This window comes from Streptomyces pseudovenezuelae (assembly GCF_029892565.1).
Classification (GTDB): domain Bacteria; phylum Actinomycetota; class Actinomycetes; order Streptomycetales; family Streptomycetaceae; genus Streptomyces; species Streptomyces pseudovenezuelae_A.
The window spans coordinates 45,652-68,396 of the sequence record NZ_JARXVH010000006.1 but is presented as its reverse complement, the minus strand read 5'-3'; the positions used below and the strand labels follow the sequence as shown (position 1 = coordinate 68,396).

The 22,745-nt window shown below is 72.2% G+C and carries 19 protein-coding genes; 6 read left to right on the top strand and 13 right to left on the bottom strand.

What is annotated here, in order from left to right; genetic code table 11:
• Nucleotides 1–246: 246 nt before the first annotated feature.
• From M2283_RS20230 to M2283_RS20205, 6 genes are all read right to left on the bottom strand, one after another.
• On the bottom strand, nt 247–1,029 hold the full coding sequence (locus tag M2283_RS20230; RefSeq protein WP_280877711.1) for a DUF1684 domain-containing protein: 783 nt from the start codon (nt 1,027–1,029) through the stop codon (nt 247–249).
• 45 nt (nt 1,030–1,074) lie between these two features.
• A complete protein-coding gene (locus M2283_RS20225) occupies nt 1,075–2,376 on the bottom strand; it encodes an NtaA/DmoA family FMN-dependent monooxygenase (protein ID WP_280877710.1) in 1,302 nt (433 codons plus the stop codon).
• Nucleotides 2,373–3,452 (bottom strand): LLM class flavin-dependent oxidoreductase, encoded by a 1,080-nt coding sequence (locus tag M2283_RS20220; protein ID WP_280877709.1) that lies wholly within the window; start codon nt 3,450–3,452, stop codon nt 2,373–2,375. Before M2283_RS20220 ends, M2283_RS20225 begins: the two co-directional genes overlap by 4 nt.
• A gap of 46 nt (nt 3,453–3,498) precedes the next feature.
• Nucleotides 3,499–5,262: an FAD/NAD(P)-binding protein gene (locus tag M2283_RS20215; RefSeq protein ID WP_280877708.1), complete on the bottom strand. Its 1,764-nt coding sequence runs from the start codon at nt 5,260–5,262 to the stop codon at nt 3,499–3,501.
• A gap of 384 nt (nt 5,263–5,646) precedes the next feature.
• Nucleotides 5,647–6,243, bottom strand: a complete 597-nt coding sequence (locus M2283_RS20210; protein WP_280877707.1) for a GTP-binding protein — start codon at nt 6,241–6,243, stop codon at nt 5,647–5,649.
• Between the two features lie 79 nt (nt 6,244–6,322).
• Nucleotides 6,323–7,495 (bottom strand): DUF5685 family protein, encoded by a 1,173-nt coding sequence (locus M2283_RS20205; protein WP_280877706.1) that lies wholly within the window; start codon nt 7,493–7,495, stop codon nt 6,323–6,325.
• Between the two features lie 290 nt (nt 7,496–7,785).
• Here M2283_RS20205 and M2283_RS20200 point away from each other — a divergent pair, with 290 nt between their 5' ends.
• A complete protein-coding gene (locus tag M2283_RS20200) occupies nt 7,786–8,226 on the top strand; it encodes a cell division protein SepF (RefSeq protein ID WP_280877705.1) in 441 nt (146 codons plus the stop codon).
• Between the two features lie 37 nt (nt 8,227–8,263).
• Here the strand turns inward: M2283_RS20200 and M2283_RS20195 are convergent, their stop codons facing one another.
• On the bottom strand, nt 8,264–9,454 hold the full coding sequence (locus M2283_RS20195) for an acyl-CoA dehydrogenase family protein (RefSeq protein ID WP_280877704.1): 1,191 nt from the start codon (nt 9,452–9,454) through the stop codon (nt 8,264–8,266).
• 424 nt (nt 9,455–9,878) lie between these two features.
• Nucleotides 9,879–11,486, bottom strand: coding sequence for an MFS transporter (locus M2283_RS20190; RefSeq protein ID WP_280877703.1), 1,608 nt, complete (start codon nt 11,484–11,486; stop codon nt 9,879–9,881).
• 260 nt (nt 11,487–11,746) lie between these two features.
• Here M2283_RS20190 and M2283_RS20185 point away from each other — a divergent pair, with 260 nt between their 5' ends.
• Both M2283_RS20185 and M2283_RS20180 read left to right on the top strand, forming a co-directional pair.
• Entirely contained in the window at nt 11,747–12,988 is a 1,242-nt protein-coding gene (locus M2283_RS20185) for a hypothetical protein (protein WP_280877702.1), read from the top strand.
• A gap of 238 nt (nt 12,989–13,226) precedes the next feature.
• A complete protein-coding gene (locus M2283_RS20180) occupies nt 13,227–14,243 on the top strand; it encodes a phosphatase PAP2 family protein (protein WP_280877701.1) in 1,017 nt (338 codons plus the stop codon).
• 127 nt (nt 14,244–14,370) lie between these two features.
• Here M2283_RS20180 and M2283_RS20175 read toward each other — a convergent pair whose 3' ends face one another.
• From M2283_RS20175 to M2283_RS20160, 4 genes are all read right to left on the bottom strand, one after another.
• Nucleotides 14,371–14,586, bottom strand: coding sequence for an I78 family peptidase inhibitor (locus tag M2283_RS20175; RefSeq protein WP_280877700.1), 216 nt, complete (start codon nt 14,584–14,586; stop codon nt 14,371–14,373).
• A 344-nt stretch (nt 14,587–14,930) separates the two neighbouring features.
• Nucleotides 14,931–15,914 (bottom strand): helix-turn-helix transcriptional regulator, encoded by a 984-nt coding sequence (locus M2283_RS20170; protein ID WP_280877699.1) that lies wholly within the window; start codon nt 15,912–15,914, stop codon nt 14,931–14,933.
• Nucleotides 15,915–15,928: 14 nt separating this feature from the next.
• Nucleotides 15,929–17,233 carry an ABC transporter substrate-binding protein gene (locus M2283_RS20165; RefSeq protein ID WP_280877698.1) on the bottom strand — a complete coding sequence of 435 codons (1,305 nt, stop codon included), beginning with the start codon at nt 17,231–17,233 and terminating at the stop codon, nt 15,929–15,931.
• Nucleotides 17,202–17,783: a hypothetical protein gene (locus tag M2283_RS20160; RefSeq protein WP_280877697.1), complete on the bottom strand. Its 582-nt coding sequence runs from the start codon at nt 17,781–17,783 to the stop codon at nt 17,202–17,204. The genes M2283_RS20165 and M2283_RS20160 overlap by 32 nt, the downstream gene beginning before the upstream one ends.
• Before the next feature lie 131 nt (nt 17,784–17,914).
• Between M2283_RS20160 and M2283_RS20155 the strand changes: the two genes are divergently transcribed.
• Genes M2283_RS20155 through M2283_RS20145 form a run of 3 tightly spaced genes read left to right on the top strand, consistent with a single transcriptional unit; the run spans nt 17,915 to nt 22,091 of the window.
• Complete coding sequence (locus M2283_RS20155; protein ID WP_280877696.1) at nt 17,915–18,391, top strand: hypothetical protein; 477 nt, start codon at nt 17,915–17,917, stop codon at nt 18,389–18,391.
• Nucleotides 18,391–21,351, top strand: a complete 2,961-nt coding sequence (locus tag M2283_RS20150) for an ABC transporter permease subunit (RefSeq protein ID WP_280877695.1) — start codon at nt 18,391–18,393, stop codon at nt 21,349–21,351. The genes M2283_RS20155 and M2283_RS20150 overlap by 1 nt, the downstream gene beginning before the upstream one ends.
• Nucleotides 21,348–22,091, top strand: a complete 744-nt coding sequence (locus M2283_RS20145) for an ATP-binding cassette domain-containing protein (protein WP_280877694.1) — start codon at nt 21,348–21,350, stop codon at nt 22,089–22,091. The genes M2283_RS20150 and M2283_RS20145 overlap by 4 nt, the downstream gene beginning before the upstream one ends.
• Here M2283_RS20145 and M2283_RS20140 read toward each other — a convergent pair.
• Nucleotides 21,991–22,629, bottom strand: a complete 639-nt coding sequence (locus M2283_RS20140; protein ID WP_280877693.1) for a transglycosylase family protein — start codon at nt 22,627–22,629, stop codon at nt 21,991–21,993. The two genes, M2283_RS20145 and M2283_RS20140, sit on opposite strands and share 101 nt — an antisense overlap.
• Between the last annotated feature and the right edge of the window lie 116 nt (nt 22,630–22,745).

Sequence of the window (22,745 nt, the reverse complement as noted above, 5' to 3'; positions counted from 1 at the left end):
TCGTTCCTCCACATGGGGAAGTCGGGGGCCCGCGTGGGGTCGGGGCCCGTGAGGCGCAGCCAGGGCCCACTTCGTCCGGATTCCGGACATGCCGTGCCCCTGACAAGCGCTGTGGGGAGTATTCGGCCGAACAACCGTTAGACACAAGGGCGCCTTTCGGCCGTGGATCTTTGCACCACCTGTGCCACAGGGCTTGGACCACCTGTGCGACCAGGCCGCTTCCCCTGGATGCCGATACCCCCGAACTCAGAGCAGGTTGCGCTCCCCCGCCTCGATCGCGAGGTCCAGCGTATTGCCCGGCGGCGGGAAGGGGCAGATGAAGGCGTCGGCGAATGCGCACGGTGGGAGCAGGGCGCGGTTGAAGTCCACGGTTGTGCGCCCCTCCGCGTCGGGCGCGGCCGGCCGCAGGAACCGGAACCGGTAACTGCCCCGCCCACTGGTGGCATCGGCGAACACCGCCCACAGCGAGCCGTCGCCCTCGACCGTCACCTGGAGGGTCGACTCCCGCCCGTCGAGGGTGAATGCCAGCTCTCCGCCGAGCCCGAGCCCGCGCTTGCGTCCGTCCGCGTTGTCGACGCGTACGGTGCGGTCCTCGGCGTACGGCGTGAAGCGCCCCGGCACCGACCACCGCGGGTCGTGGGACGCGGCCTCGATGCCCCGGAAGGCCCGCCGGGCCGGCGCGTCCGGGTCGAAGTCCCGTACGCCCCACACGCCTTCACGCACCAGCACGACCAGCCGCCGCTCGCCGGACGCGACCCGGGCCGCGGCCGCCGGACCGAGGTCAGGGGCGATGCGGACCGTTCCGTCGAGGGGCCGTCCGTCCACCGTCAGCCCGTCCGCCGCGGTCGCTGTGAGCGCCACCGCGTCGCCGTCGTCGACCCAGTTCCCGGGGATGTCCGGAAGTAGCCCGTCCGGATAGTCCTCCAGCCAGTGCGTGCCGGTCAGCGCGAGCGACCCGTGCGGCGCCGAGGCCGAGGCCACACGGTGCTCGTGCCACTGCTGCCACTCCTCGGCCACGTCCGCGGTCATGCGATCAACCCTCGTCATCACGTCATCAACCCCGCCGTCATGTGATCAGCCCCGCCCCGCCGGGTCGGACAGCCCGAGGTGTGAGCGCAGGGTGGCGCCCCGGTATTCCGTGCGGAACGCGCCGCGTTCCTGGAGCAGCGGCACCACCCGGTCCACGAACTCGTCGAGTCCGCCCAGGGTCAGATGCGGTACGAGGATGAAACCGTCGGCGGCGTCCCGCGTCACGAACTCCTCCAGTTCGGCGGCGACGGCCTCGGGGGTACCGATGAAGGACTGGCGGGCGCTCGCCTCGATCACGGTCTGCCGGATCGACAGGCCCTTCTCCCGCGACAGGGCCCGCCACTTCTCGGCGATCGCGACGGTGTCCCCGCGCCGGGTCCGCCCCTGGCTGATCCCGGAGTCGGGCACCGGGTCGAAGTCGGGGAGCGGCCCGTCGGGATCGTACGAGGACAGGTCGGCACCCCAGACCTGCTCCAGCGCGAGGATCGCGTTCTGCGGGGAGACCTGCTGCCGGCGGATCCCGGCGGCCCGCTCCTGGGCCTCGGCGGCGGTGTCGCCGAGGACGACGGTGACACCGGGCATGATCTTCAGGTCGTCCGCCGTACGGCCGTACCGCGCCAACCGGCGCTTAACATCGGCGTAGAAGGAGCGGCCCGCCTCCAGGGTGCCGTGCCGGGTGAAGACGACGTCGGCCGTGGCCGCCGCGAACTCCCGCCCCTCGTCGGAGTCCCCGGCCTGGATCACGACCGGATGCCCCTGCGGCGAGCGCGGCACGCCGAACTCGCCCGCGATGTCGAAGTGTTGCCCGCGGTGCGCGAAGGGCCGGAAGACACCGTCCGAGTCCCCGGAGTCCCACAACTCCCTTGCCACCTCGATGAATTCGGCCGCTCGCGTGTACCGGTCTGCCCGGTCGAGGAAGCCGCCGCGCCGGAAGTTCTCGCCGGTGAAGGCGTCGGAGGAGGTCACCACGTTCCAGGCCGCCCGGCCGCCGCTGAGGTGGTCCAACGTGGCGAGTCTGCGGGCGAGTTCGTAGGGCTCGTTGAAGGTCGCGTTGACCGTGGCGGCGAGGCCGAGGTGTTCGGTGACCCCGGCGAGCGCGTTCAGGACGGTGAGCGACTCCGGACGGCCGACGACGTCCAAGTCGTGGATCCGGCCCTTGTGTTCGCGCAGCCTGAGGCCCTCGGCGAGGAAGAAGAAGTCGAACAGGCCGCGTTCGGCGGTGCGCGCGAGATGCTCGAAGGACGAGAACTCGATCTGCGACCTCGACCGCGGATCCGCCCACACCGTGGTGCTGTTGACCCCGGGAAAGTGCGCGGCCAGATGCATCCGCCTGCGTCGTACGGTCATGACGCGCCCCCTGCCACGGCGTACCGGTTGGCGGGCCGGGCCAGGCCCAGGTGCTCGCGGAGCGTGCTGCCCGGGTAGAAGGTGCGGAACAGGCCCCGGTGCTGGAGCAGTGCGACCGTGCCGTTGACGAGCCGCTCCAGGTCACGGCGTGGCTCGGCGGGTGTGAGGTGGAAGCCGTCGACGGCGCCGTCCTTGTACCAGGCGGCGATCAGCTCGGCGAGGTCCACCGGACCGCCCCGGTACAGCGGGCCCTGCGCGGTCTGCCGGGGACCGCCCCCGCCGTGGCCCGGCTCGGCCGCGTGCTCGCCGTCGCCGAGGTCGATCAGCAGACTCGCGAGGACCCGCGGGGTGCCCGGGCCACGCCCGAACTCCCGAGCCCTGCGCCGCAGTTCGTCGCGTACGGCCGCGGCCTGGGCCGGGCTCACCGCCTGCACGAGCGCCACGTCCGCGTACCGGGCGGCCACGGGCCGGGCGTGCCCCTCGGTGGCGTCGACGACCCGCACGGGGTGGCCCTGCGGGGGCCGCGGCACGATCGAAGGGCCCTTGACCGAGAACGAGTCGCCGGCGAAGTCGACGTGGTGCAGCTTGTCCCGGTCCAGGAAACGCCCGGTCGGCGCATCACGTATCTCCGCGTCGTCCTCCCAGCTGTCCCACAACCGCGCTGCCACGTCGGCGACTTCACCGGCCTCCCGCCACAACTCGTCCGGTGCGGCCGCGTGCCGGCGGCCGAAGAGACGGGCCTCGCCCTCGGTGCCCGACACGTCGATCCGCCAGCCGGCCCGGCCGCGGCTGACCCAGTCGAGGGTCGCGACGGCGGCCTGGACGTGGAAGGGCTCGGTGTGGGTGGTGGTCACGGTCGGGACGAGACCGACGCGGTTGGTCGCCGGCGCCACCCGCGAGAGGACACAGAGCGCGTCGGGGCCGGGCCGGGCGAAGGTGTCGTCCAGCGTGACGAAGTCCAGCCCGCCGCGTTCGGCGAGCCGCGCCAGCTCGACATGGGAGCCGGCGTCGAACACCGCCGGCTGGTCGATGGCGGCGGCCAGGTGCAGCAGCCCCCGGCCGTACGAAGGGCTCATGTCGGGGATCCTTTTCGGTGGGGGACGCCACGGGTGGCGAAGAGGGTCACGCGGCCGCCCGGGCGGAGAGTTCGGCCAGGAACCGCAGCGCGGCCCGCGCCGTCGCGTCGTTCTGCCGGAACGCGGGCCCGCCGGTGCGCGGCCGGGTGAAGGCGCCGGACGTCCGGGCGTCGGTGAAGGGCCCGAGCGCGAACCGCCGGGGATGCGGCCGGCCGGCCCGGTCGAGGATCCGTCCGTCGCCGGGGTCCACCCGCAGCAGCCCTTCCGGGGTCTCGGCGACCCCGTCCCCTTCCTCGTACAGCTCGCGCAGCAGGGTGTCGCGGGCCCGGCCGACGGTGGGCTCGGGCAGTCGTGCCTCCACCAACGCCCGTGTCTCGACGGAGGAGTTGGGCACGGTCGCGCTGGTGGCCCGGAACACGCCGTTCCCGGTGGTGACGGTCATGTCGGCGCCCAGGAAGTTCAGGACACCGGCGCGGGACAGGGCGAGCAGCTGCCGCAGCCGGGGCCCGGGCGGACCGGAGGCCAGATAGCTGAAGAACCCGTGCCACCAGGGCCCGATGTCACCGAGCCGGATCAACTGCCCGTAGACGGAGAGCAGTCCGAGGAAGACCGCCAAGTCCGGGCTGTACTCCGGATCATGACGCCGGCTCAGATCCCGCTCGACATAGCCGCGCAGCCCCTCCTGGAACTCCTCGAACGAGCCGTACCGCACCCCGTCCAGCGGATGGTCGAGCGCGGCGAGGTCCAGCCGGTCCGCCGGTTCGGGCACCGCGGACGCCACGAGGGCCTCGCGCTCGGCCAGGTCGGAGGCGGCCGCGTACTTCTCCTCGAAGTCGGTCCAGGACATCGCGGTCCGCTCCGGGTGCACGGTGAACAACCGGTGGTAGTGGGCGAACCCCAACTCCTTCTCCACCAGCGGCCACACGTCCCGCCGGAAGTCGAGGCCGCCGGGCCTGGCGAGCAGTTCCGCCACCTCGACGGGCCCGAAGAACCGTGGCAGCGGCGGCCGTTCACCGCTCCAGTCGTAACCGATCTTCGAGTGGTACGGCACTCCGCGCCGCGATCCGACGTACAGCACCGGCTCCCGCCCGGACGGGACGTAGGTGTCCCCCTCGTAGCGCCCGCCGCGCCCCTCCGTCAGCAGCACCATCAGGTCGACGAAGGCGAGCCCGAAGCCGCGGACCAGGACGGGTTCGCCGGCCTTCAGCGAGGACAGGTCGCTGTCGGCGGTGAAGTCCGGCGGCAGATGGACCAGGCCGTGGGCGGCGGCGTACGACGCCAACTCGCGCTGCCGCTCGTCGAGTTCGGCATCCAGGTGGCCCAGCGCCAGCACGACGAGGTCGGCCAGGAGCGGACGCGGGCGGCCCTGCAGCCACACCTGCTGCCGGCCCTCGCGCGGCCCGCCGACCCGCAGGGCGCGGGTCGGGTGGTGGTGGACGGTGACGCCGTCGGGCAGGGCGGCGAGGGCCTGCTCGTGCACCCAGCGCAGGTACGAGCCCTGCAGCTGGCGGTCGGCGAAGACGTCCGCGTCGATGCCGGCCCACTCGTGCAGCGTGGGGCCCTCCCGGACGGGACCGTCCATGGCCACGGTCTCGTCGGTGAACATGGTGACGTCCTCGGCATGGGAGTTCATCAGCAGCAGCGGCGACTGGGCCGCCCGCCAGATGCGTCCGGCGCCCGGTGGATGCGGGTCCACGAGATGGATGTCCAGGCCCGAACCGGCGTACAGCTCAGGTGCGTTGGCGGCGATCCGCTGGATCAGGCCGGTCCCTCGCGGCCCGGCCCCGACGATCACCAGGGAGGGCCTCATCGGGCGCGCTCCGAACCTGGAGCGTCCGGTGCGCCGGGAATTCCGACGAAGGTAATGACGAGGGTGTCGAATGGCATGCGAAGACTCCGTGACACTTGGGTCGAGCACGGGTGCCTTCACACGGTGCGCCGCTGGGCGCGCTACGGCCGAGCCCCTCAGCAGGGCCGTCTGTCGACTCTACGGCGCCGTTTCCCCTCGCTGTCAAGGTTGTCCATCATGTGAGCAGCACGTCTCAGCTCGGTTGACGGAAAACCGGATGCCTGTTCCACTTGGGCCATGCATCCACAGCAGTGGCTGGTCAAGCGCTCCCACATCGACTTCGGTCGAGTGTGGTCCTCTTCCTGTTGAGCCGACCGCGCTGCACGTGTTCTTCCTGCTCCGCCTTCACACGCACACCCCTCCCCTCCCCTTGGGCGCCGCCCGGACCCCGATCACCCGGTCCATCAACGCGCCGAGCACGTCCCGCACCGACCCGCGGTCCCGAGCATCACACTCCAGCACCGGCACATCGCCCCTGAGCCCCAACACCCTGCGCACTTCGTCGAGTTCGAACCGATCGGCGCCGTCGAAGCGGTTCACGGCGAGCACGAACGGCGCGCCCTGCGTCTCGAAGTGGTCGACGGTCGCGTAGCACTCCTCGAGCCGACGGGTGTCCACGAGGACCACCGTCCCCAGCGCGCCCTCCTCCAGGTCGTGCCGGAGGAACGAGAACCCGTCCTGGCCGGGCGTCCCGAACAGGTACAACGCGATCGACGGATCGAGCGTGATCCGCCCGAAGTCGAGCGGGACGGTCGTCGTCGTCTTCGACTCGGTCCCGTCGATCGCGTCGACCCCCATCGAGATCTGCGTGATCGCGGCCTCCGCGTCCAGCGGCTCGATCTCCGAAATGGCCCCGATGAACGTCGTCTTGCCGACCCCGAGCCCCCCGCTCACCACGATCTTCACGGCGAGCGGCACGATCCTGTCAGAGCGCCCTGACATGGTCCCCGATCCTTTCGAGCGGCCGCACGCACATCGCGTCCTCCCCGGAGGTACGTCTCAGGGCGCCCCGGCGTTCAATTCAGCAACTGCAGTCGCAGCCGCAATCGCAGCAGTCGCAGCAACTGCAACCGTCGCAGCAGTCACAACAGTCGCCGCAGTCCGGGTTGCAGAGACCTTCCTTCGGCTCCCGGCTCCAGGGGTCCTCGTACGAGCCGCAGCACAGCTGGCACGTACAGGCGAGGCCCGCCCACACCGCGCACCCCGCAAGGAGCCCGCGCCGGTCCCGGCGCGGCGGCTCGGGCGGCAGCGGCGGCCCGCCCGGGCCGCCGGGCGGTGCGTACGGCCCGTACAGCGACGGCGCGTCCGCGTGCCCGTGGCCGCACGAGGCGCCCCGGAAGGCCCGGTCGACGGACGTGCGCAGTTCGTGCACGAGCAGCCGGTGCGCGAGCTTCCCGTCGCCGAAGTCGACCTCGCGCAGCGCGAGCCGTATGCCGTGCAGGGCGTCGTCGGCGAGCCGGCGCGCCTCGCCTACCGGGGTCCCGGTCGCCGTGAGCGGGTTCCAGGCACCCGACGCGGCGTCAGGTTCCTTGTCCTCCACGGCGTCCAGCAGATGCGCGAGCCGCCCGAAGAGGCGTCCGGCCTCGGCGAGCGGTTCGGCGTTGCCCGGCCGCCCGGCCAGCAGCGCGGTGTGCGCGAAGGCGGCGGCCGTGGCGGTCTCGGTCGGTTCGGTGACCGTCAACAGCGACGTCCCCGGCCCGGCAAGCGCCTCGATGCCGACCTGCCGGTCCACCGCCTCGACGAGCACGGCCGTGTCGAAGCCGACCTCGGATCCGGTACGGGCCCCCGCCGCGTCCCAGCGCTTGGCCACCCGGCGTGCCGCGAGCGCCACCGGCTTGCGCGCCAGCAGCCCGTCCCCGTCGGCGACATGGTCACGCATCTTGGCCGAGGCGAGCACCAGCGAGACGGCGGCCGCGAGCCGGGCCCCCTCGCCCCGGGCGACGGAGGCGGTCCGCATCCCGCGCAACGGACACGGTCCCGCCGTACGCCGCCATCCGCTCGACTGCCCGGTGGCTCTGTCGGCTTGAGCCTCCGTCAGAACCGATATGAGAAGCCCGTCATAGTTCGTCACGACACGTGCGAACTGTCCATGGTCCTTGCGCAGTGCGAGACACAGCCCGCACAAGTGGGCCATCCACTGGGTTTTGAGATTTTCACCGAGCCGATGACGGCAGGGCCTGACGATTCCGAACACAGCACTCCCCCGTGACGTGTAGGACGTTGAGCTGCTGCATCGTAGCGACCACCCCGTTCACCCGTACGCCCCGCGCATCACCCATACGCCGTGAAGAATCATATTTCACTCACAGTCAGCAGCCGTGTGGGGAACGACCCTTGCTACAACCGGGCTCTCGACGTATGGGCTGTGCACCAGTACCGTCACAAACCCCCCGCGCGGCGTCTATCCACTTGGCGCGCCATCCGCATCATGGATGACCATAGGGATGCGGAAAGCAAGAAAGACCGCTGTGAGAGGAGGCGTCCATGGGATCGGTACGCAAGGCGAGTGCCTGGCTTGGCCTCGTCGACGACAACGATGACGAGCGCTACTACGACGACGACTACTCCGAAGGGACCGAGCAGCCCGGGGATGCCTGGGTCACCGACCCTCGGGTCAAGGTGGCTTCGGACACCGCAGAGGAGACGGGCCGCCGGATCGGCACGGTCACCCCGGACAGCTTCCGGGATGCCCGCGCCATCGGTGAGCTCTTCCGTGAGGGCGTCCCGGTCATCATGAACCTCACGGCCATGGAGGCGTCCGACGCCAAGCGCGTCGTCGACTTCGCGGCCGGGCTCATCTTCGGACTGCGCGGTTCCATCGACCGTGTGTCCAACCGCGTCTTCCTGCTCACGCCCGCCGACACGGAGATCGTCAGCGGCGAGCCGGCGGCGCACCGGACGGACGGTTTCTTCAACCAGAGCTAGGGCAGGGCCGCTCACCGGCCCTGCCCCCGCGCAGGGTTCACCGGAAGGCGTCAAGACCGGTGAGCGCCTTGCCCAGCACCAGCTGGTGCATCTCGACGGTGCCTTCGTACGTCAGCACCGACTCGAGGTTGGTCGCGTGCCGCATGACGGGGTACTCCAGCGAGATCCCGTTGGCACCGAGGATCGTCCGTGCCGTACGGCAGATCTCGATGGCCTCTCGTACGTTGTTGAGCTTGCCGAAGCTGACCTGCTCGGGACGCAGGCGGCCGGCGTCCATGCGGCGCCCCAGGTGGTGGGCGAGCAGGATCCCCTTGTGCAGTTCGACCGCCATGTCGGCGAGTTTGGCCTGGGTGAGCTGGAAGCCCCCGATCGGCCGCCCGAACTGCTCCCGTGACTTCGCGTAGTCCACGGCGGTCTCGAAACAGCTGCGCGCCGCGCCCATCGCGCCCCACACGATCCCGTAACGGGCGTGGGACAGACAGCTCAACGGCCCCTTCAGCCCGACGACCTCCGGCAGCACGGCATCGGCGGGCAGGCGCACATCGTCGAGGACGAGCTCACTGGTGACGCTGGCGCGCAGGGACCACTTGTGCTTGATCTCGGGCGCGGAGAAGCCGTCGCTGTCGGTGGGCACGGCAAACCCGCGGATCCCCTCCTCGGTCTGCGCCCAGACGACCGCGACCCCGGCCACGGACCCGTTGGTGATCCACATCTTCCGCCCGTTGAGCACCCAGTCGCCGCCGTCCCGCTTGGCGTACGTCCGCATCGCGGCGGGGTCGGACCCGTGGTCGGGCTCGGTCAACCCGAAGCATCCGATGACGTCGCCGGCGGCCATACGCGGCAACCAGTCCTGCTTCTGCGCCTCGCTCCCGAACCGATGAATGGCATACATGGCGAGCGACCCCTGCACGGACACGAGAGACCGAATCCCGGAGTCGGCGGCTTCGAGTTCCAGACAGGCGAGCCCGTACTGCACGGCACTGGCCCCGGCGCACCCGTACCCGGTGAGCGACATCCCGAGCGCCCCGATGCCCCCGAGCTCCCGGGCAAGCTCCCTGATCCCCGGCAACTCCCCGTCCTCGTACCACTGGGCGACATACGGCACCACCCGATCCGCTGCCCACGCCCGCACGGTCGCCCGCACGGCGAGGTCCTCCGGCTCCAGCAAGTCGTCGATCCCCAGCGGGTCGGCAGGATCGAACGGGGGCAACTTCGAGGACGCGGCCATGGAACCCTCCGACACAAACGAAAACTAGCGCTGCTAGTTGGGGCAGGGCCCCGACGCTACGACGACGCGTCCCGCCCGTCCAGTACCTGGCCCCCCGCCCACCCGTGCGGGCCAGTCGGGAGGGGGGTCGCTTGTGGGGGGGGTGGCTCGCCGTGGGCGGGGTGGCTCGCCGTGGGCGGGTGCGGGTGCGGGTAATCCCCAGCTCCACCCCGAGCCCCGGCCCCTTCCCCGCTACCGACCTACCTCCGCCCACACATTCTCCGCCGCAACGGCGAGCACCCCCACGGCGCACTCCGGCGGTGCCGAACCAACCCGCACCACGAACCGCCCCCCACTCCCGCAAGCCGCCACCGTCGAGAAGCCCCGCAGGCGACGTCCGCCCCTCAACTGCCCCGCACGGGTGGGCGGGTGGGCGAAGGTTTGGTTAGGCGGAGACGCGGGACTCTGCTACGTCCCGAGGGGCCGGTACCTCGACCTTCACCCCGGGCTCCGTGCACTGCATGACTCGGGGCAGCCGTAGCGCCATCACCGCGCCGAGCAGCAGCAGACCCGCGCTCACGAGCAGCGTGACGTGCAGGCCGTGCACGAAAGAGTCCTGGGCCGCCCGACGCAGCGCAGCGCCACGTCCGCCGCCCAGACGCGCGGCCACGTCGTACGCCTCGCCCAGTGAATGCCCCGCAGCGGCGGAAGCCGACGCCGGTACTCCGGGAACGGCCGACAGCCCGGGGGCGTACGCCGCGTTCATCACGCTCCCCAACAGCGCGATACCGATCCCCGCGCCGAGTTGGTACGAGGTCTCCCCCACCGCCGCGGCCCCGCCCGCCTGCGAGGGCGGCGCCTCGCTCAGCATCGACTCGTACGCCCCGAAGAGCGTCGTCTCCAGCCCGAACCCGAGCAGCAGGAACCCGGTCAGCAACAGCCCCGTGTTGTCGGCACGACCCATCGCGGTCAGCAACAGCACCGCGCCCGCGGTCACGAGGAACCCGACGCAGACCATCCGACGCGGCCCGAACCGGCGTAGCATCCGCGCCCCCGCCAGCCCCGCCGCCATCGCGGCGAACGTCAGCGGCAGCAGCCGTAGACCGGTCTCCAGGGGCGACAGGCCGAGTACCAGCTGGAGGTACTGCGCCGCGATCAGCTCAAGGCCGACCAGCGCCAGCATCGCCAGCACGATGCAGCCCACCGACGTACTGAACGCCGGCCGCGAGAACATCCCGAGGTCCACCAGAGGATGCGTACGCCGCCGTTGCCGCCGTACGAAAAGGACCATCAGCACCGCGCCCACGACCAGCGGCGCCACCGTGAACACGCTGTCCACCGGCTCACCGCCACCCAGCCGCTTCACGCCGAACACCACGCCGAACAGCCCGGCCGCGGCCATCAGCGCACCGACCACGTCCCACGGACCGTCGCCCGCGCCCCGCGACTCGGGCAGCAGCAGCCGGCCCACCGGCAGGCTGACCAGCATCAGCGGGATGTTGACGAGGAAGACCGAACCCCACCAGAAGTGTTCGAGGAGGAATCCGCCGAGGAGCGGACCGACCGCCGCGCCCACCGCCGCGACCGCGCTCCAGATGCCGATCGCCAGCGCCCGCTCCCGCCGGTCGGGAAAGACCTGGCGCAGGATCGACAGCGTGGCCGGCATGATCATCGCCCCGCCGACGCCGAGCAGCGCCCGCGCGAAGATCAGTACCTGCGCGTCGTGCGCGAGGGCCGCGAGGCCGGAGGCGATGCCGAACAGGCCGTAGCCGAGCAGCAGGATCCGTCTGCGGCCGACCCGGTCGCCGAGCGTGCCGAAGAGGATCAGCAGCGAGGCGCAGACGAGGGGGTAGACGTCGACGATCCAGAGCAGCTCTATCGCGCCGGGCTTCAGGTCCTCGGTGACCGCGGGAACCGCGACATGCAGCACGGTCGCGTCGACCGCGACCAGCAGCAGGCTCACACAGAGGACGACGAGGACGACCCAGCGGTTTGCACCGGCCCCGGCCGCCCGACGGCGCAGCGCAGCGGCGGCCGTGGTCGTCCCGGACATGTACGTACCTCCCAGATGTTCCCTCGCGTTCGGCGGGCACACAGGGTGGGGACTCCCCGTGATCTCGGCCGGAGAGGAGCGGTGATCTCCGGCCCGCGCAACGAAGGCGAGTGACACGTCAGCGTACGCGAGTTCGCGCCACCGTCACGTGGCGGACCTCTCAGACTTGGCACCCAACCCGTGTGGCGTACGCCACTCCCCCTGCCGTCGTCCACGTCGCGGCGGGCCCCCCGGTTCCGGGGCCGTCGATAATCGGGCCCGTGACCGATCTTGAGACGCGCGCGGTGAGCGCCGGCCCCTTGGCCGCCCTGCGCCGCGCGGCCCCGGCCCTCCTCGGGTACGCGGCCGTACGCGCCCTGGGCCTGCTCGCCCTGGCCCTGTGGAGCGCCGCACGCGGCAAGAGCGCGTACACGCTGCTGACGGCCCGCTGGGACGCGCTGTGGTACACGAGGGTCGCCGAGGGGGGTTACGGCTACGAGGTGCGCCTGCCGAACGGCGACGTCCACTCGAACCTGGCCTTCTTCCCGCTGCTGCCCTGGCTGGAACGGGGCCTCGCGGCGGTGTCCCCGCTGTCGTACGCCGACGCCGGTTTCGTCGTCGCACTGCTCGCCTCGCTCGCCGCGGCCTGGGGGATCTTCGCGGTCACCGACCACGTGTACGGCCTCCGGGCCGGCGTGTGCGCGGTGCTGGTGTGGGCCGTACTGCCGGTCGGGATCGTGCAGTCGATGGCGTACAGCGAGTCGCTGTTCACGGCGCTGGCCGCCTGGTCGCTGTACGCGGTCCTGACCGGCCGCTGGCTCACCGCGGGCACGCTGGCGCTGCTGTCCGGCCTGACCCGGCCGGTGGGGCTCGCGGTGGTCGCGGCGGTGTGGGCGGCGGGGGTCGTCTCCTTCCTGAGACGCGACTCTTTCGGGCGGGAGCGAAGCACGGCCGCCGCGCGGGGCGCACTGGACACACCGCACGCCCCATCCGCCGCGGACGGCGGGCCCCACCCCGGCGCACCGGCCTGGCGGCGCGCCCTCGCCATGCTCCTCGCGCCCCTGGGCGCCGCCGGTTACGTCCTGTGGGTCGGCCACCGCACCGGAAAGGGCCCCTTCGGCTATCTGGACGTCCAGGCGGGCTGGCGCAACGGATTCGACGGCGGTTACGCCTTCGCCCGCTTCGTCGCCGACAAGTTCACGTCGGTCCCGGGAGCGCTCGCCGGCGTGGGGCTGATGGTCGGAGTCGCCCTTGTGGTCTGGCTGTACGTCACCTGTGTGCGACAGCGTCAACCGCTCCCGCTGCTGGTGTACGCGGGCGTCGTCACCGTGCTCGCCCTGTGCGCGTCGAGCTATTTCGGCTCGAAACCACGCCTGCTGATGCCCGCCTTCCCCCTGCTTCTCCCTCTCGCCCTGGCCCTGGGCCGGCTACGAACGCGCAGGTCGGCGCTGGTGCTGGGCGGCATCGCGGTGGCCTCGGCCGTGTACGGAGCGTTCTGGCTGAACGGCTCCGGTCCACCATGATCGACCCGTGGCGGCCGGCGAGCGCCAGGCGAAATCAACCCCATCTCCAGGTGAACGAATTCATAAGTCCCTTTTAACCAAGGCCTGGAATGATCAAAGGAATTGAAGGAAGCGGTCATCCAACATTGCGGATTCCTCGGAAATAAACCCCGCCTTGAGAGGAATCCCACATCACATCGTCATCACAAAGCCGCTGATTCGCCCGGGAACTGAGCTCACTCGCTGTAACGTCGATTGGGTGCGTACCGAACGAACCCTCACCCGTCTGGACCGGGTGTTCGCCAGGCTCGACCGAGAGCCGGAACGCCCGGCCCACATCGATGTGCCGAAGATGAGCAGGCACAGGGTCGCCCTCCTTACCGGGACCCTGGCCTTCTATCTGGCGATCGTGTGGGCCGTGGTGACCACATCGTGGCTGGTCCGCCTCGACTGGCAGGTCATGTTCTTCCGCCCGTACCAGCAGTGGCAGGGCATCCACTGGTTCGTCGACTACTACGTGGTGCTCGGCCAGCGCGGCCCGACCGCGGTGATGGTCGCGGCCTGGCTGGGCTGGCGCTCCTGGCGGCAGCACACGCTGCGCCCGATGCTGACTCTGGGCGCCTCGTTGCTGCTGCTGAACATCACCGTCGGCGCCGCCAAGCTCGGCATGGGCCGCCTCGGGCCGCACTACGCGACCACGATCGGCTCGAACGAGATGGGTCTGGGCGGCGATATATTTCCGAGCGGTCACACCGCGAACGCCGTCGTGACCTGGGGAATCCTGGCCTATCTGGCCTCCAGCCCGAGGACGCGCCGCTGGCTTTCGGCCGTCTCCGCGGTGACCTCGCTGGGCGTCGGCATGGCCACCGTCTACCTCGGTACGCACTGGCTGAGCGACGTACTCCTCGGCTGGGCCGCCGGTCTGCTGGTCCTGCTCGCCCTGCCCTGGTGCGAGCCGCTGATCACCCGCGCCGAGACCGCGATCTTCGACCTGCGCGACCGCTGGCGGGCCCGCGCTCCCGTCGGGGCACCCGCACCGGCCCTCCCCGTGGGGGCACCCGTGCTGGTCGAACCGCGCTCCACGGCACAGGACGAGGCCGCGGCGCACGAGCCGGCCTCGGTCTCCCGCTCCGCCCGGGCGCCCGTCTATCTGGCCCCCGGCCCGCACACCACCCGCGCGGAGCGCACTCCGGTCACCCCGATCGGCAGCCGCCGCCCACCGCACGCGGACCGCGTCCCGCGCGGCACCCCGGCCCGCCCGGTGACGGCCGACTGACCGGCCACTGACGGGCGCCTGATCGGCGGCACGGACAGCGGGGTCGGTACGCACCACCACCCCCGCAGGACGAAGGCCCCGGTTCCCATCACAGAAAACCGGGGCCTTCGTCACGCCATGCGCCCGTTCAGCCCTTCCAGGCGCGGGCCACGCTGCCGTCCTTGACCTCGAAGTTCAGCCGGCCCACGCGGTACTCCATGGTGATGATCGCCCCCGGTGGCAGCGAGCGCACCGTGGACCACCCCCGCTCGCGCGCGCGCCGCTCGGCGTCGGTCGCGGCGAGGCCGACGTATCCGTCCGGACTGTCCTGGGGCTCCGCTGGAGGAGTCGGAATCGGTGCCATGCCGCCACGCTAGGCCCTGCCGGGCGGGCAGGGAAGCCGAGGCCGCGGCCATGGGTCCCATATCCCCCTCCGGTCACGCTTCTGTCACAGGATCACGACACGCGTTCCGTCCGAACTCCGCCACACGGAGGAGCGGTTCGGTACGCCTTCCGCCGGTAATCGAACGCAATTCCCGGGTGCCTCGGAGGCTCTTCTTATAGTCCGCCGGAAAGTGCCGCGAGAACTCCTCGGGACCGGCCCGCAGGGACCGTCCGGAGTCCATTCCCGGCCGATTCCACGCGGTCCGGCGGGAGCTGACGACGCATAGGAAATACACGGTTCCAGCACACAATCGCCGCACCGCCTCACGGTGCCTGCCCGGCTCCGGACCGGCCCAGCGAGCGGGTCAGCCGGTCACGGGCCGTGCTGATCGCCTCGGTGAGCTCGGTCGGCTCCAGCACCTCGAACTCGAAGCCCGTCAGCATCACGTGAATGACCATCACGTCGAGGCTCGCGGCCCCGGTGCGCAGAATGCAGGCGTCCGGCCCGTCCGCCTCCAACTGCCCGGACGAGGGCGAGATCCGCTCGGCCGCCTCCGCCAGGGGCACCAGCAGCCGGACGACGGCGTGCGTGGCGTACGCGCGCGTGGAGACGCCCTTCGAGACGTACGCGGCGAGGTCCTCGGCGGGCGGGTCGCGCGGGGCGAAGCGCGGGCCGTGCGGCGGCTTCGGCGTGATGCGGTCGACGCGGAACGTGCGCCAGTCCGCGCGGTCCAGGTCCCAGGCGACCAGGTACCAGCGGTGCTCGGTGCACACCAGGCGGTGCGGTTCGACGGTGCGGCGGGTGGGGGCGCCGTCGTGGCTGCGGTACTCGAAGCGCAGGCGTTCGGAGTCCCGGCAGAGGTGGGCGATCTCCGTCAGGACGGCCGGGTCCACGGCGGAGGGCCGGGGGCCGCGGAGCATCGGCACGGTGAAGGCGTTCAGGGCGCCGACGCGGCGGCGCAACCGGGTCGGCAGGACCTGTTCCAGCTTGGCCAGAGCCCGTACGGACGTCTCGCCGATGCCCTCGATGCCCTGCCCGGCGGCCGTGCGCAGGCCGACGGCCACCGCGACCGCCTCGTCGTCGTCCAGGAGCAGCGGGGGCAACTCGGCGCCCGCGCCCAGCTGGTAGCCGCCGCCGGTGCCCGGGCTGGCGTTGACGGGGTAGCCCAGCTCGCGCAGTCGGTCGACGTCCCGGCGCACGGTGCGCGGGGTGACACCGAGCCGGTCGGCCAGGTCGGCCCCGGACCACTCGCGGTGGGCCTGGAGCAGCGAGAGCAGGCGCAGGAGTCGTGCCGAGGTCTCCAACATGGTCGAAGTCTCCATCAAGGGCTGTACGGCAGTTGCGGCACATCGAAACAAGTGCTGTTCATGTCCCCCTGCGCCACCCAGCCCTTGCCGTCCTGCCAACGGGCCACCGACAGACACGTCCTGCGCGTCTTCGGCGGTTCGGCCAGCCGCTCGAAGGAGACGGGAACCAACAGGCCGCCTGCGGTGTAGTTCTCGCTCCGGTTCATGAAGCCGTCGACGCACGCGCGCGTGATGCCGGTCTTCGTGTCCGCGCAGGACTTCGCCGCGTCCGTGAACCACATCGCGGCCGCCCAGCCCTCCAACTGCCATTGCGAGTGCGTCTTCAGGCCTTTGGTGGCGTCCCTGAACTCCCGCACCGCCGCGTTCCCGGTGTCCTCGAAGTCGCGGCTGGACCCGGTCGCCCACAGCGCGTTGCGGCAGCGCGGCGCGTCCTTGTAGTCGTCGACGACGGTGGACGTCCAGTTCTGGACGTTGGTGACCTTGGCGATGACCTTCGCACCGACCTCGTCCATCGCTTCGCACAACTGCGCGTTGCCGTGCGTGTCGATGGCGTCGAAGACCAGGTCGGCACCCTGCTGCTTCAGATCGGCCGCGGCGGCACGGAAGTTGGGCAGCGCGAAGTCCACCTGCTCGGTGACGACCGTGTAGCCCTCGGCCCGCAGCCCCTGTTCGACGAGCCGGGCGTAGGCGGCGGACGCGGCCTGGTTGTACGACACCACGGCGGCCGTACGGGCGCCCTTCTCCCGCTTGAAGTAGCGGTAGACCTCCGTGCCGCCGTACAGCTTGCCGCCCCAGCCCGGAGTTCCGCCGCGGGGCGCGAGGCTGCCGTAGATGCCGTAGAGGTGCGGCCAGGTGTCGTAGGCGGCGCCGATGGGCTGGCCGCCGATGTCGGGCACGCGCGCGTGGGAGACGCGGGAGGCGCCGGCGTAGTCCAGCGCGGTGGTGGCGACCAGGGCGACCACCTTGTCCTCGTCGATCAGCCGGTGCACACACGTGTTGTTGCCGACCCCGCTGCCGCCGTCGTCGCACTCCCGCACCTCCACGGGGTGGCCGTCGACGCCCCCGCGCGCGTTGAGGCGGTCGAAGTACGCCTTGGCGCCGTCGCGCGGGCCGGTGAAGGTGTCGCCGCCGACCGGGCTGGTGACGCTGGTGACGATGCCGACGCGGATCGGAGCGGCGTCGGTACGCGCGGGCACCGGCGTGCGCGTGTCGGACCCGAAGTCGCTCTCCGGCAGCCGGCTGCCGCACGCCGTGCCCAGCAGGAGCAGCGCCGCGGCAGCCGCCCCCTCAGCAGCCCGCCGCGGGCGACTGCGAGGCATCGCCGCTCAACGCCACCAGCGCGCACAGTGTGTTGACGGACACCTTCCAGGTGCCGTCCTCCTCGACCGACGTCCCGGAGGCGTTCGGCAGGGCGGTGGCGCCGTTGAGGGTCAGCGTGTACGTCACGGTCGCCTTGTCCGCCTTGGTGAACTCGACCTTGGTGGCCTTCGCCTGCACCTGTCCGCCGCGTTCGTCGCCGCTGAAGGCCTGCAGCACGGGCCCCATCTCGTCGCCGTTCTCCAGGACGGCCTGCTTGTCCTTCGTGGAGGTCTTGGGGTCGAAGAACTTCTCCCAGTTCTCCTTGACCTGCCGCTCGGCCGCCGCCGGGTCGGAGGGCACGGTGGCCGCGGGCTCACTCGCCGGCTCGCTCGTCGTCTCCGCGGCGGACGGAGTGGGCGGCGCACTGTCGTTGCCGCCGCTGTCGTCGCTGCACGCGGTGAGGATCGGGGCGAGAACGAGCACCAGGGCGGCCGTCAGCGCCGTGCCCCGTCCCGCCGCCCCTGGACCGCGCCGTGCGTTCCCCCGCTTGAGGTCGCTCCCGAGAACCATCTGGCTCACCACCGGGTGTCGGTCCGGGCAAGGCGCGCCCGGTGCTTTCAGGGTCAGCTGACAGAAGGCATAGTGCAAGTCCATGGGCGGACTTGGAAGAGGGTCGGACTCATGACGTGCGGGAGCCAGAAATGCGGACACCCCGACTGCGGACCGTGCATCCCGTCCTGTGGGCCGGCTGGGCCGCGCTCGCCGCGGGCGCGGTGCTGTGCGTGATCGGCTGGTACGGCATCTCCGGCGAGCGCTACGCCGAGCGGCAGCTGCCCTATCTCGCCTCCTGCACGATCCCCGGCGCGGCCCTGATCATCGCCGCGTCCGTGCTGCTCACCCACGGCCGCACGACGGTCGCCGCCGCGCGCGTGGACGAGCTCTACGGTCTCCTGGTCGACGCCGAGCCCGCTGACGCCGACGCGTCCGGGCCGGCGGTCACCGCACCCCTCGCGGTCAGCGGGGACCTGCTGATGGTCCCCGGCGGCACGCTCTGGCACCGCGCGGACTGTCCGCTCGTGGCCGGGAAGGCGGAGGCGGTCCCGGTGGACGCCAAGCTGCTGGCGAGCGGCGAGTTGGGGCCCTGCCCCATCTGCGAGCCCGCCGAAGAAACCGACTGATGTCGTCGCTGACGTACGACCTCACGCTCGCCGGGCTCTCGGTCGGCAGCGCCGCCGCGCTCACCGGGATCGGCCTGATCGTGACGTACCGCGCGACCGGGGTGCTCAACTTCGCGCACGGGGCGATCGCCATGGTGTGCGCGTACGTGCTGCGGCAGTGCGTGGTCGAGTGGGGCTGGCCGCTGTGGCCGGCCGCGACGGTGACGCTGGTGGTGCTGGCGCCGACGCTGGGTGTGGTGCTGGAACGGTTCGTCTTCCGCCCGTTGGCGATTCTGGGCGGCGACCCGGCGCAGACGCTCGTCGCGTCGATCGGGGTCTTCGTGCTGCTGGTCGGCGGGGCGGCGCTGCTGTGGGGCCAGGGGGCGCGGGACGACGCGCCCGAGCTGGTGTCGGCGGACCCGTGGGGGCAACTGGCCGTCGTCCTGGTGCTGGCCGTCGGGGTCGGGGCGGTGATCCGCTGGACACGGTTCGGGCGCGAGCTGCGGGCCGTGGTGGACGACCGGCAACTCGCCGTGCTCGGTGGGATCGACGCGGACCGGGTGGCCGCCGCGGGCTGGGCGTTCGGGGCGTTCACGGCGGGCCTGACGGGCGTACTGCTGGCGCCGTACGTCCGCCTCGACCCGTACGGACTGCCGCTCCTGGTCATGGAGGTCGTGGCGGTGGCGGTCGCCGCGCGGATGCGGAGCCTGCCGGTAGCGGTGGTGGTGGCCCTCGGGATCGGGGTGGCGCAGAGCCAGTTGACGCGGCTGCATCCGTCCGGCTGGAGCGAGCAGTTGCTCCAGGCGGTGGGCGCGAACCTGTTCGTCGTCGCCCTGTTGGTGGCGTCCCTCGTGCTGCCCCGCATCGGCACCCGCGACGCCCTACCCCGCACCGCCACCGCGCGCGTGCCGACGCCGCCTGGCGCGTGGATCGTGGCGGTGGTGCTGTTCCTCCTCCCGCTCGGCTTCGCGGGCTCGGACCTCCATACGTCCGTCCAGGTGCCCGCGCTGGGCGTGGTGCTGCTGTCTTTGGTGGTCGTCACCGGCCGCGGCGGCCAACTCTCGCTGGGGCAGGCGGCGTACGCGGGTCTGGGCGCCCTGTTCACGGCGCTGCTGGCGGCGGGCCGCTTCCCGGGCCTGCCCCGCCTCCCCGAACTGGCCGCGCTCGCGCTGGCGGTCGTCCTGGTCGCGCCCCTGGGCCTGCTGACCGGCTGGCCCGCGATCAGCCGCCAGGGCCTCGCGCTGGCGCTCGCGACGTTCGCGGTGGGCGTCGGCGTGAGCCGGTTCGTGTTCGCGCAGCCGTACGCCACGTCCGGGCTCCCCCTGGACCGCCCGGCCGGCTTCGACGGCGACCGCGCGTACTACGTCCTGGAGTTGGCCCTGCTGGCGGCCGCCCTGCTGGCCACGCACGCGTTGCGCAGAGGGCGTACCGGCCGGGCCCTCGCCGCCATGCGGGACCACGAGTCGGGAGCGTCGGCGGCGGGCGTCCAGGTCCCGTCCCTGAAGCTGCTCGCCTTCGTCTCGGGCGCCGCACTGGCCGCCCTCGGCGGCGGCATGCTCGGCATGGGCCTACGGGCCTTCGACCCCGGCGCCTACGACCCCGTCCGCGGCCTCCTCTGGTTCGCCGCGGTCGTGGTCCTGGGCGCCGACAGCACCCTGGGCGCCCTGGCCGCGGCGGCCCTCCTGGTCGGCCTGGACGCGGGTGCGCGCGGTGGTGTGGCGGCAGCACTGATCGGCGTGCTGGCGGTGCTTGTCGGGCGATTCCCCGGAGGGCCGTACGAGGCGCTGCGGACGGCTGCGGGGCGGCTGCGGCTCGGGCGGGGAGCGACGTTGACCGCGATGGGGGTTCGGGTGCGGGCCAGGGTGCGGCCGGTGGCGGGGCGGGCCGCGTATCGGCCGGCTCTGGCGGGGGTTACGGCGGTGTCGCGCGGGGTGGTGAGCGAGGGGCGGGGGGCTGGTGGGCCAACTGCCGGTCCGGCCCGGCGGAGTGGGACGGCGACCGGGTATTCCGCAGCGCCGACGGGGGCGGACCGAGCAGGCGATGGCCCGGCGGGCCGGCAGGACCGCGGGCCGGAGGCGGCTCCGGCTGACCGGGCCGACGACCCCGCCACCCTTCCCAACAGCCCGCGCACTCCGAGCCTTTCGGTCCCCGAGGGAGCGGAGGCACCGCCTACCGCAACCGCCGATGGCTCGCGTACCTCGACCCCCGGCACCTCGATCCCTGCCACCCCCAACACCCGGATCGCGCCCACCCTGCCCACCGCGTCCACCACCGCCCCCACCCTCTCCGCCCGCGCCCTCCACGCCCGTTACGGCGGTTTCACCGCGCTCGACGGCGTCGATCTCGACGTGCGGCCCGGTCAGGTCACCGCCGTGGTCGGGCCCAACGGGGCCGGGAAGAGCACCCTGTTCCACTGTCTGGCCGGGACCTTGCGGCCCGCGCGCGGGGAAGTGCGTTTCGGAGGGCGGGACATCACGCGGCTGGCGGCGCACGCCCGTACCCGGCTCGGTATCGCTCGGACGTTCCAACAGCTCGCCGTCTTCCCGTCGTTGACCGTGGCCGAGAACGTCCGCGTGGGTGCCGAGCAGGGCCGGGTCGTCGATCCGGACGCCGTGGAGCGGGCCCTGCGGCTGTTCGGGCTCGACGGACCGGTAGGGGCGCTGCCCGCCGCCGGACTGCCCACCGGCACCCTGCGCCGCGTCGAACTGGCCCGGGCCCTCGCCGGCAGCCCGCGCGTGCTGCTGCTCGACGAACCGGCCGCCGGCCTCGACGACGCCGAAGTCGCCGCCATGGCCCGGGTGCTGAAGGCCCTGGCGGCCGACGGCACCGCCCTCCTCGTGGTCGAGCACGACCTCGATCTCGTCGCCGACCTGGCCGACGTCGTCCACGTCATGACCGCGGGCCGCATCGTCGCCTCCGGCCCCGCCACCTACGTCCTGGAGACGCTCGGCACGCTGGGCACCCGCGAGGCCGGCGCATGACCGGCTCCCTGGCGACCCAGACGACACCGACGGCCATCTCCCTGCGTCACGCGCGTGTGCGCTACGGCCCCCTGGAGGCCCTGCACGGCATCACCCTCACCGCTCCCGGCCCCGGGCTCACCGTCCTGCTGGGCCGCAACGGCTCCGGCCGTACGACCGTGCTGCGCGCGCTGGCCGGGACCGTGCCGTTGTCCGGAGGCGCGGTGGTGTGGGACGGCGTCGACGTGACGCGGCTGCCGGCGTTCGAGCGGGCCCGCCGCGGGCTGTGCCTGGTCCCGGAGCGGCAGGCCGTGTTCGGCTCGCTCACCGTGCGGGAGAACCTGGAGTTGGCGGCGCAGGATTACACCCCCGCCCTCGACGCCTATCCGCAACTGCGCCCCCTGCTTCAGCGCCGGGCCGGCACGCTCTCCGGTGGTGAGCAGCGCATGCTCGCCCTCTCCCGTGCCCTGTTGGCACGCGCCCGCGTGGTGCTCGTCGACGAACCCGCGCAGGGCATGTCGCCGACGGTCGCGGCCCGCACGTACGAACTGCTGGGCGCGCTGGACGCGTGCGTGGTCGTCGCCGAACAGCGGCTGCCACCCGGGCTCCAGGACCGGGCGACCGTCTTCGTGCACGAACTGCGCCGCGGCACCGTCGTGTTCAGCGCAGAGGCGGGCGAACTGGAACGACGGGCGCGGGCGGACCGAAGGCGGCGTGGGCCGGGGGTAGTTCGCGGCTCCGGGTCGAACCCTCCGGGATGACCAGCAGGGTGCCGATGGCGATCCGGTCCGGGCGTGGTCCGACCACGTCCTCGTTGGCCGCGTAGAGGCCCCGCCAGCCGCCCTGGACGCCGTACTTGGCGGCAATCGACGCGAGCGAGTCCCCGGCGCGGACGGTGTACATGCGCCCCTTGAGCCCGTACCGCTTGGAGCACTCCGGCCAGGCCTCCCACCCCTGCACCGCCAATACCTCCTGGGCTACGGCGATCTGCTGCTCGCGGGTGGCGAGATCGGCGCGCGGGGCGTACCGCAGGCCGCCGAACTCCTCCCAGGTGGACGGCCAGAACTGCAGCCCGCCGTAGAAGCCGTTGCCGGAGTCGACGTCCCAGCGCCCGCTGCTCTCGCACTCGGCGATACAGCCCCAGGGCCACTGGTCCTTGGCGCACTCGTCGGGCACACGCGCGGGGAGCGGTCCCGGGGGCGGCGGGGGCGGTGCCGCGTGTACGGCCGTGGCGGGGGCGAGTGCGGTGAACACGGCGACGGCGAGGGTGACAGCGAGGGCGATCGGTGCGCGATACATCGGCCCACGCTAAGCAGCGTGTCGCCAGGGGCTGCCATGGCGCGTCCGGTGCGGCCGGGGGCCGTTGCGAAAGTCCCGTCGTCCGGCCGAAGGCCAAAGGCGCAGGAGCGAAGTCC